Genomic DNA, 2,810 nt, shown 5'->3' with positions numbered 1-2,810 from the left:
ATCCTGTCGCGCGCCACCGCCGACAAGGCTGCCGCCTCAACCGATCCCGCCAAAAAATTCAAGAAGTTCGAGGCGATGGTGCTGCAGACCTTCATCCAGAACATGCTGCCCAAGGACACCGAAGGCGTCTATGGCAAGGGCCTAGCCGGCGACATGTGGAAATCGCAGCTTGCCGAGCGGGTGGCCGACGTCATGGCCGAACGCGGCGGCATCGGCATCGCCAAGTCGATGCTTGCCGACCACTATCTCGAAGGCAAGCGCGTCGTGCCGGTCGGGCCGGTTTCGGGCGGGCCGGAAAAGACCGAGATCGATCAACAGAACAGCCTGTCGACCTCGCTGGTGCATGAATTGCAGCGCAGGGCGGCGCGGTCGATCACCGGTGACGAGACCACCATCAAGACAGACATCAAGATCTAGGGCATGTCCCGGAACCGGGAACCGGTTTTGGGAAGATCATGCTCCAACCAAGCAGATAGTGCGTATCCGAGTTTCAATCTAACCAGACCGGGATTTTCATGGCCGACTTTTCGGAATTCACCCCCAACCTGCCAGCCCGCACGACCGCGTCGGAAGCGCCGATCCCGTTCGCGCGGCCTGGCAACCTCGCCGCCATCATCGGCCGCATCGAGGAAGTGGTCGAGGAAGAGACGGCCGGCATCCGCACCGCCACCAACTACGATCTCAAGGCGTCGAACGCCCGCAAGAGCCGCTACCTCTACGAGCTGACTCGCGCCATGAAAGGCGGCAGCGAAGCCGAGTTCCTCGAACAGCATCGCGAGGGCCTGACCCGACTGCGCCAGAAGCTGGCGAAGAACGAGGCGGCGATCCTGGCGCACCTCAGCGCGGTCAACGAAGTCGCCAGCCTGTTGCGGCACGCCATCCAGCGCGCCGAAACCGACGGCACCTATTCCGCCGGCGAGTTCGGCTGGGCGAAGGCATGATGCCGAACGCAAGGGACAGATCGGCGATCCTGCCCAGGCAACAGCGCAGTGCCGCGTTGCCATCGCAAGGGAATGACCAAGGGGATAGCAGGGCCCGATGATCAAGGTCATCGCCATCGCCGTCTGGATCTGCGCCGCCACGCTCGGCGCCGTGTTCTATTCGTTCCAGGCTGCGGGCGAAAAGGGTGTCGGCGAAAAGCCGAAGCCGATGCTGGGCGGCCTCGACTACGTCAAGACCGACATCATTTCGGTGCCGCTGATCCGCGATTCCCAGATCGGCGGCTATTTCCTGACCAAGCTCGTCTACACGGTCGAACCCGAGCAGATAAAGAAGCTGTCGATTCCGGCGGAGGCGCTGATCACCGACCAGGTCTACTCTTACCTTTATTCCAATCCGCAGATCGACTTCACCAACAAGGCGACGATCGATCTCGATGCCTTCCGTGCAGCGATCCGCGATACCGTCAACGCGCGTGTCGGCGCCCCTTTGGTGCATGAGGTTCTGATCGATCAGGTCAATTTCCTGTCGAAGGACGAAATCCGCGACAACTGGCTGCGCCGCAAGAAAAGCGAGACGGCGAGCGAAATGACCAAGGCGTTCAAGGAACACTGAGTTGCCTTGCTCACAGGCCTCGATCCCATCGGGCCTCGCCTGCCGCGTCGGCGGGAACCAACCACCGGAATTCGCGTTGACGTAAACGTCAACCCAAAGCTATATGCGGCAGCGACCGTGATCGCGAAACCGCGGCATGGGCTTCGGCTGGATCGAAGCGCCGTTGCGAGACAGATGCAACCAGACAAGGAGAACAGCGTGAGCGTTCAGGAGATTGCCGAGAAGATCAAGTCGCGCGTGGCAAGCAGCGGGTTCGATCGTTCCGTGAAATTCGACACCGGCAGCGACGGCGTCATCGTCATCGACGGCGCGACCGTCTCGACATCAGACGCGCCCGCCGATTGCACCATCAAGCTCTCGCTCGACGATTTGGATTCGCTGATCGCTGGTGACCTGAACCCGACTATGGCGTTCATGACCGGCAAGATAAAGGTCGAAGGCGACATGACCGTCGCCATGGCGCTCAGCCAGTTGATCGGCTGAAGGCATCCAGCCGCCCAAGGCGGCGCCCCCAATCGCGAAAAAACGCCGCCTTTTCGGGCGGCGTTTTTGCATGAGCTGCCGGCGGCTTCGTGTCTCAGGCCGCCGATGTCAATTCCTGCGCCTTCAGCTTGCGACCGGCAGCCTTCAGCGTGCCGTGCACGCCGTCAAGCGCGCCTTCCACCAGCTCCAGCGCCAGCAGGCGGTGCCGCTCATAGGGTCCCGGCATGGCCAGCGAACCGGTCCTGGCGGCCGAGAAGCCGAAGCGTCCATAGTAGGGCGCATCCCCGACCAGCAGGATCGCGGCGTGGCCAAGGCGCGCCGCCTCGGCGATGGCATGACGCATCAACGCCGAGCCGATGCCGGCACTCTTGAGCGACGGATCGACGGCGAGCGGGCCAAGCAGCAGCGCTGCCTTGCCGCCCTCGCCCAGCGTGACATCCCACAGCCGCACCGTGCCAGCCACGGTGCCCGACGCATCGCGGGCGACGAAGGCCAGGCCCTCCGACGGCCGGCGGCCGCGACGCAGCTTCTCAGACGACTTTTTCCGCCGCTTCGGCCCCATGGCCCGATCGAGCAACGCCTCGCGCACCGCAACGTCGGCGGCGGTTTCGGCGACCATCACAAAGGCCGGCGCGTGGCCCACGATTTCAACTGACATTTCCATTTCCGCAATCCTTCACGAGCGGAGACTGTTCCACAGGCGAGCCCAGGCGGGCGATCTGTTCGCCCGCGCCGGATGATCTGATCGGTTCTTTCGAACCGTCAGATCACGT

The 2,810-nt window shown here is 63.1% G+C and carries 5 protein-coding genes; 4 read left to right on the top strand and 1 reads right to left on the bottom strand.

What is annotated here, in order from left to right; translation table 11 throughout:
- The 4 genes from EN993_RS34115 to EN993_RS34100 form a co-directional block, all read left to right on the top strand.
- The coding region (locus EN993_RS34115) for a rod-binding protein (protein WP_127266075.1) at positions 1 to 417 on the top strand (417 nt) is incomplete at its 5' end.
- Between the two features lie 98 nt (positions 418 to 515).
- Entirely contained in the window at positions 516 to 941 is a 426-nt protein-coding gene (locus tag EN993_RS34110) for a hypothetical protein (protein WP_109659337.1), read from the top strand.
- Positions 942 to 1,038: 97 nt separating this feature from the next.
- On the top strand, positions 1,039 to 1,554 hold the full coding sequence (locus tag EN993_RS34105; protein WP_109659335.1) for a hypothetical protein: 516 nt from the start codon (positions 1,039 to 1,041) through the stop codon (positions 1,552 to 1,554).
- 198 nt (positions 1,555 to 1,752) lie between these two features.
- Positions 1,753 to 2,037, top strand: coding sequence for an SCP2 sterol-binding domain-containing protein (locus EN993_RS34100; RefSeq protein WP_056582750.1), 285 nt, complete (start codon positions 1,753 to 1,755; stop codon positions 2,035 to 2,037).
- Positions 2,038 to 2,131: 94 nt separating this feature from the next.
- Here the strand turns inward: EN993_RS34100 and EN993_RS34095 are convergent, their stop codons facing one another.
- Positions 2,132 to 2,701, bottom strand: coding sequence for an N-acetyltransferase (locus EN993_RS34095; RefSeq protein ID WP_109659333.1), 570 nt, complete (start codon positions 2,699 to 2,701; stop codon positions 2,132 to 2,134).
- Between the last annotated feature and the right edge of the window lie 109 nt (positions 2,702 to 2,810).

The sequence above is a fragment of the Mesorhizobium sp. M7D.F.Ca.US.004.01.2.1 genome (genome assembly GCF_003997785.1).
GTDB classification, from domain to species: domain Bacteria; phylum Pseudomonadota; class Alphaproteobacteria; order Rhizobiales; family Rhizobiaceae; genus Mesorhizobium; species Mesorhizobium loti.
The sequence above is the reverse complement of the archived record's forward strand: the minus strand, read 5'-3'. Positions and strand labels throughout refer to the sequence as shown.